The organism is Aeromonas sp. QDB25 (assembly GCF_027707725.1).
GTDB classification, from domain to species: Bacteria; Pseudomonadota; Gammaproteobacteria; order Enterobacterales; family Aeromonadaceae; genus Aeromonas; species Aeromonas caviae.
This window is the reverse complement of sequence record NZ_JAPCIZ010000124.1, coordinates 1-6,686: the sequence shown is the minus strand read 5'-3', so window position 1 is coordinate 6,686 and position 6,686 is coordinate 1. Positions and strand designations below refer to the sequence as shown.

Below are 6,686 nucleotides of genomic sequence, written 5' to 3'. Positions count from 1 at the left end.
ACCAGATCAGCGAGTCCACGTTGTCAGCGCTGGTGGACTCATCAGTGAGCAGTTGCGGTGAGAGCTCAGGGAAGAGGGAGATGAACAGGGAGTGCATCTGATTGACCAGGATACGCGAGGGAAGCATGACCGCGACCCGAGCACCGGCCCGAGCGGCAGCCCCCACCACCAGGGCTATGCAGTAGCTTTTCCCGTAACCGACCTCTCCGAGCAAAAGATTGTGTGAGGGCGAGGGTTGATTGCAGGCCCCGAGGATAGCTTCAGAGATGGCGATCTGCTCCCCGGTTAAAGGGAAGGGGCAGCGCTCTGGGAGCCCGGCAAACCCGGCGGAGGGCAGGGGGCGACACACAGGCGTCGGGCCCCTGTCGGCGTGCTTTAAGCGGTACGCCTCGACGTAGGCGGCCAGCCGCTCAAGCATGGTGAGGCAGGCTTCCCCTTGTGCCAGGGAGACCGGCCAATGGACTGCGGCCAGCATCTGGCTAAATGTCCATGACCTACATCCAATGGCACGGCGCAGATCACCGACCGGGATGCCGGTGGTCGCGGCTCGCAATGAGGAGACCGCCTCGGGCAGGCACTCATCGAGCGCACTGCACATCAGGCTAAACACGGCGAACCGGTCCAGCTTGCCACGCACCGGGGGATAGACCGGCACCACCCGGCCCATCAGCGCCAAGGGCACGGCCTCGACCTTGTTGAGGTGGCAGCGGCCCGTGTAGTCGGTGACAACCAGCCCGCAAAAGGCGGCTTCCTCGTTCTGCGGCAACAACTCGGTGTCGGCGGCGGTGCAGAAGAGGGAGAGGGAGAGGGTTTGCCCAGCGGCATCAGTCACTCTCAGGACGTAGCGCGGCTTTGGACCGCTTGCCCAGCCCTGATGGACACAGAACCCGGTCACCACCACCTGCTGGCCGACATGGCTTGCCAGTTGGTCGAACGCGGTGACGACACAGCGGTAGTCCCGATAGGCGGTCGGCAGCAGCAGCGGAAGCTGGTGCTTTTCCAGCCCCAGCAGATCCCAAGGTTGCTTATACGGAGCCCTACTTGGTGCCATACTCCTCCCAATTTCGGAATACATGCAATACTATGCGCTAAGGTTAAACGTAAGTATATATGGAGAAGGGCATGAGCACGATAGGAAAGGCCCATTCGCGGACACTTATTTATCGTACCTGTTTTGAGTGGAATGCCGCGCTTGGTTGGCTCACCGCTGTGGTGGTGATGATAGGGATCCTGTCCCAGTCATGGTTTGAGCTCGCGCAAGAGGCCCGCTGGGTCTACCTCGGGGTGATCGTCTTCTGTCTGGTTGCTGCCCTCAACAATTTCAGGGAGGCATGGCCCATCCTGAAGGCGCAAGCTCGCATGTTCGTCACCGGGATGATTTTCATCACCCCATCCGAGTTGCGTATTCACAACCTGGTCGGCAAGAAGCGGGGTAACAGCCTCATCAAGAAGCACGATCACGAGGAGACCTTGCTTGGCTATGGCTTTGAGTGGGGGCCTGAGCATACCAACATGGCCTACCAGCTGATGAACATGGATACCAAGCGATCGCAGATAGTGATGCCCTTCCCGGTGCGCTGGTATGTCCAGCAACATATGGAGGCGACACGCAGCATGGGTGGGTCGGCCTGGATCTATAACCTCGGGGAAAATGCCCTGCAGCGGGTGCGGGCCGATAACTGGTATGGGCACACGTTGATCACCGGCAACGTCGGTACCGGCAAGACCACCTTATTAAGGCTGTTGTCCTGCGGGGCCATCCACCATGGCAACGTCGTGCTCGCGGTGGACCCGAAGAACGACCAGGACTGGCGCGATGCCATGAAGGCGGAGTGTGATGCGCTCGGGATCCCCTTCTACTCATTCCATCCGTCCTATGCCTCGTCCTCTGTGGCCATTGACCCGCTGCGAAACTACACCCGAGACACTGAAATCGCCTCACGGATAGCCGGTATCCAGTCTGACCCGTCCAAGCCTGACCCGTTTCGCGACTTCAGCTGGTACGCGCTCTATCGCACCACCATCTTTTGTCGCTATATAGGCGAGCGTCCAACGCTGGTTCGCCTCAAGAACTACCTCATCACCCAACGGACGGTGCTGTTCGAAAAGGTACTGACCCGCTACCTGACCCTGCACTTTGGTGCGGGCTGGTGGGATGAGATTGGGGAAGAGGTAATGAGTTTGGGGGAGGGCGACAAGCTGACCGGCATGGTGCGTTATTACGAAGAACTGATGATGCGCCACCACCCGGAAATCGCCTGTGACGAAGCCTGTGCGGCGTTTAGGCACCCATTCGACCACTTTCAAAAAATGGTAACGAGCCTGTTGCCGCTCTTGTCCAACCTGACGGCCGCACCGCTCGATGAGCTCCTGTCCCCGGAGTACGACGCGGACAATAACCGCAAGATCATCGACCTCAAGTCGCTCTTCGATACCGGCGGTGTCTTGCACATCGCGATTGACTCGCTCTCAGACCACCAGACCGCGCAAAAGCTGGTGCAGCTGCTGGTGGCCGATGCGGCGGGTATCGCCGGTTCGCGCTACAACAGCGAAGGGGATAACAGCACATCGCTCAAGGACATGCGAAGGGTGTCTCTGTTTTTCGATGAGGCCCACGCAGCGCTGTGCGAGCAGCTGCTGTCACTGCTGGCTCAGGGCCGGGCGGCCAAGCTGGAAATGACCATCGTGACCCAGACCATTCCCGATCTGGTGGCCAAAGCCTCTGAGGCGGTGTCTGACCGGGTGATTGGTCTGTGCAACAACTGGATCACCACGCGCATCTCGGACCCGACCACTCAAACCAAGATGGCAGCAAACTTCTCCAAGGTGGATGTGGAGCAGCGCTCTATCTCTCACTCCCAGCGCACCGAAACCGTCGACAACATGGACAAGTTTGCAGGCGGCTACTCGGAGAGCCTGAGCACGGTGGAGCGGGATGGTTTCCCACCAAACCTGCTCGGTGACTTACCCAAACTGCAGTGTGTCGCCCGATTTGCTGACGGGCGCAAGATGCTGTTGAAGATCCCGGTCGTGGTCAGGGAGGGAGCGTAACGTGATAATCGACGACGAGCGTAACGACAACGGCCCCAAGGACACGCTTAAGGACTTCCTTCGCCTGCTGACCTTTGGCGTGTTGTGCCTGCTGCCTTTTCTGCAGGACCTGCCCACCTATCAGCGATCCGTGGAAGCGGAAGTGCTGGCCAACAAGCAAGTCATGACCATCAACGGCTACTCGGCGGCTCAAGGGGTCGCCAAGCAATTCTACAACGTGGTGATGACCGATCTCGGCGTCTACCAGTTCATCAACGTCAGCCTGAAAAACACCCGGACCCCCGACGACAAATTCGAGGAGTTCTGGGCTCAGTTCCTGATCGTCTCGGATCGCATTGTCGATAACGTCCCGTTGCTGGTGTTCCAGATAGGCTGGCGCTTTGGGGTAGCAGTGTACTGGATCCTCTACTTCGTGCCGTTCTTTGCGGCCTGCATCTATAGCGGGGTGCAACACTGGAGGCTGTCACTGGCGCAGTCATCGGGGGCCAAGATTGAGCGCTTCAAGCTCTACCGGAGCGCGACGAGGATCACCTTTTTCCTGTTTGTCCTGTATCTGCTGATCCCAACGGCGGGGGCGGCGACACTCGCCAAATACCTTGTCCCTGGCGGACTTTTTCTCTGTGGCGTGATGTTGAACCGCATGATTGCCAGCTATCACAAGATGGTTTAACAGTTCGGCAAAAAAAATTGCTTAAAAATGATCCGTAAAGTAGTTGACGACGAAAACGCACAATAATAACCTTAATAGCGTGAAATGTGCGTTTCTATCATGGAGAGTGTGATAATGAGTAAATCTATCGTGTTACCGGCTCTGCCCCAGCAAAACAAAGGTATGAGTCTCAAGTATTTTGTTGTCTTCCTGGTGGCAATGGCTGTGCTGTTTTCTCTGGCACATGCCGGTACCGACCAAACCGCGGTAGATGACGTCTGGACCGAGCTGCAGGGCTGGGCAAAGGGCGCACCCGGTAAGATCATCGCCTTGATGAGCTTCCTGAGTGCCGTGTGGTTCGGTATCGTCAAGCCGAACTATACGAACGCAATTGGCTCCATCATTTTCTGTTTGATGATGGCTAACGCTTCCGACATCATTGAAAACTTCCTGACCATGTCCTTCTAATTCAAGAAGATACATGTAAAGCCCGGCATCTAAATGCCGGGTTTTTTTTTAAGGGGTGCGTATATGAGTGATGGTCAATACAGGGTGCCGTTCCGTCAGAATGAGGCAACCATGATAATGGGGGTTGAGGCACCAAAATTGATGGGCTCCATCGTACTGTGGGTGGGTATGTCAATTTTGGGCTTCAACGCAATTGGTATCGGGATGGCCGTGGGGTATTGGATTTTCTACAACAAGGCCAAACAGAACGCTGGAATGAAGGGCGGGGTAGTTCACACTCTTTGGCGCAACGGCCTGTGGGCTGATGGGAAAAAATATAAATACAATCCTATTGACCCCGATCTTTACAGCTAAACAAAAACGCTTTAGGATGGCTATAACAACCAATCGGAGGCATATATGAAAGCGACATTAATCTGTTCAGTTGTTGCAGCTATCCTGCTAACCGGATGCGCGAGTGACGCAGAAAACCTGGCAAAGGATCAGCTTGCCGTGGAAGCAATGCGTCAGGATGCTGCCAAGGAGGCGCGAGCCAAGCTGACCGAGCAGCTGCAAGACCAGTTGGATGAAGTCGTACCGAGCTGGTACTTGGAACCGCCAAAGATGGATGCGACCGGCGTCTACGGCGTGGGTACGGCCCACACCAAAGATCTCAGCCATACCGTGCGCAAGGCCAAATTGCTGGCGACCTACGAGGCAGCCAAGGTCTTCAAGATGGAGATGAGCGGGCAGGAGCGCTCCATGTCTCACGACGTGGGCGAAGAGGGCGATGTGGCTGAGCGCACCGAGCTGCTGATCGACGCGCTGGTGGCCCGTGTGCCGGTGAGCGGCTATGACATCGTGAAAACCGAGGTGAAGCCCTACGATGGCCAGTTCCACGCCTTCGTCTTGGCCAAGATCCCGTTTGATGAGTTCAACCGTATCCTCAAGAAGAACAAGGACGCGATGAAGGGCGAGTTCGACGGCGCATTTGAAGCTCTTGAGAAGCGCATTAATGAACGTGAGGCCCGCGCGGCTGCACAGGGAACCACGGTCGCAAGTCCCGCAGCTGCTCCTACTGAGCTGACGGCCGGTAAACCGGTCAGTGCCTTGCAACCCGTCGGCCAAACCCCGCAGCAAGCCAATGCGGAGATCGAGCGCATGATTGCCGGAGAGGTGGCCCACTAAGGGCCCTTCAAGGCGATCCCGATGAAGGGTCTAACACACCAAGCGTTCGCGGCGTGTTGCGCCGCCATCGCCATCCATGCCGGGGCGATTGACATCCCAATGTGGGTCGGGGTGCCGATCGCCGGATTGGGTGGTCTCGTGCCGGATCTTGATCATCCGCGCAGCAAGCTAGGGCGGCGAGTCTACCCACTCTCGGTGCTGCTCTATCAATTTTTGGGACACCGTGGATTTCTCCATAGCGCAGCATTTTGGGCGCTGCTGACGGGCGTATTCTGGCTCCTTAATGGGTTCGCTGATTTCCTGCCTGCGGAAACATGGAAACTCTTGTCCATCGGCCATGCCAGCCATCTTGCAGGAGATATGTTGGTCGGTGGAAATGGGGTGCAGCTCCTGTGGCCGATGAAGCAGCGACAGACCATCGTGCCAGGAACGTGGTCGCTGGGCGGCCTGCACGAAATCGTCTTGTTCTGCATCTTTAGCCTGATAACCGCCTATCTCTTTGGCTACACCTGGGGTTAACAACCCCCGGTTACAGCACAAAATCAGCAAATTCCCCCCAAAATTGTTGTTATACACCGTGTTAAATGCTGGTGAACTTTTACGCGATCAGGTATTGTAGAAACGCACAACAAAGGCCCTAAAGATCTTTCTTGTGCGTTTATATTTAAAGGGAAGGTACCTCTTCGTTAGATTCGTCGTTGTAACCACCATGGAAATGACAGGAACGGAGAGGAGAAAGGCCATCTTGCACCTTCAAACAGCAGGGGGCGGGGATGGTTGGTGAAAGGAGCTCATAAGAATGAGAAAGGGTCCACGCGCTAACTTCCAGCTGAGCAAAATTGCATTACTGATGGCCCTGCTAGGGCCAGCGGCGTTTGTCCATGCCCAGGTCTACGAGATGTCCTACACGGACACCAACGGGGCGTTGCAGGTCAAAGGGCCCAGCGCAACCTGGTACAGTGCCAACAGCGATGTCGTGGTCACTGCGATCTCCGGGCTCGACCGCAAAGTGAAGCTCGAACTGGTGAAGGGGAACACGGTCGTTCAGTCGCAGACCTCACCGCTCATCACCGTTGCCAACCGCATCACGGCGGCAGATGGCAAAGACTTCTACGGCTCTAAGTTCACCCTGACCCGTCCGGCTGATGGTTACTACGTGCTGCGCTCCACCGTGCTGGACATCAATAACGCGGTCGTGACCACCACCAACTACACCTTCAACGTTGATACTGTCGGCCCGACCGCGACACAAGGCTATTCCTTCACGATAGGCGGGGGTACAGGTGGTTCGGTAGCGGTATTTGGACCGGATTCGGGTGGCAACTCCATCAACCTCAATGGCATTGTGGAT

General features: G+C 56.6%; 8 protein-coding genes. 7 read left to right on the top strand and 1 reads right to left on the bottom strand.

Going from position 1 to position 6,686, the window contains the following annotated elements:
• The coding region (locus PG883_RS22165) for a hypothetical protein (RefSeq protein WP_270808216.1) at positions 1–1,051 on the bottom strand (1,051 nt) is incomplete at its 3' end.
• A 71-nt stretch (positions 1,052–1,122) separates the two neighbouring features.
• Between PG883_RS22165 and traD the strand changes: the two genes are divergently transcribed.
• From traD to PG883_RS22130, 7 genes are all read left to right on the top strand, one after another.
• Positions 1,123–3,051 carry a conjugative transfer system coupling protein TraD gene (traD, locus tag PG883_RS22160; RefSeq protein WP_161507976.1) on the top strand — a complete coding sequence of 643 codons (1,929 nt, stop codon included), beginning with the start codon at positions 1,123–1,125 and terminating at the stop codon, positions 3,049–3,051.
• 1 nt (position 3,052) lies between these two features.
• Complete coding sequence (locus tag PG883_RS22155) at positions 3,053–3,721, top strand: DUF4400 domain-containing protein (protein WP_114522839.1); 669 nt, start codon at positions 3,053–3,055, stop codon at positions 3,719–3,721.
• A 114-nt stretch (positions 3,722–3,835) separates the two neighbouring features.
• Positions 3,836–4,168 carry a TraA family conjugative transfer protein gene (traA, locus tag PG883_RS22150; protein ID WP_171865536.1) on the top strand — a complete coding sequence of 111 codons (333 nt, stop codon included), beginning with the start codon at positions 3,836–3,838 and terminating at the stop codon, positions 4,166–4,168.
• Between the two features lie 63 nt (positions 4,169–4,231).
• A complete protein-coding gene (locus tag PG883_RS22145) occupies positions 4,232–4,522 on the top strand; it encodes a hypothetical protein (RefSeq protein WP_171865535.1) in 291 nt (96 codons plus the stop codon).
• 45 nt (positions 4,523–4,567) lie between these two features.
• Positions 4,568–5,335 (top strand): hypothetical protein, encoded by a 768-nt coding sequence (locus tag PG883_RS22140; RefSeq protein ID WP_147273904.1) that lies wholly within the window; start codon positions 4,568–4,570, stop codon positions 5,333–5,335.
• A gap of 21 nt (positions 5,336–5,356) precedes the next feature.
• Positions 5,357–5,854, top strand: coding sequence for a metal-dependent hydrolase (locus tag PG883_RS22135; RefSeq protein ID WP_114522843.1), 498 nt, complete (start codon positions 5,357–5,359; stop codon positions 5,852–5,854).
• Between the two features lie 280 nt (positions 5,855–6,134).
• Positions 6,135–6,686, top strand: a 552-nt coding sequence (locus tag PG883_RS22130) for a DUF4165 domain-containing protein (RefSeq protein ID WP_270808213.1), incomplete at its 3' end; no start/stop codon positions are given.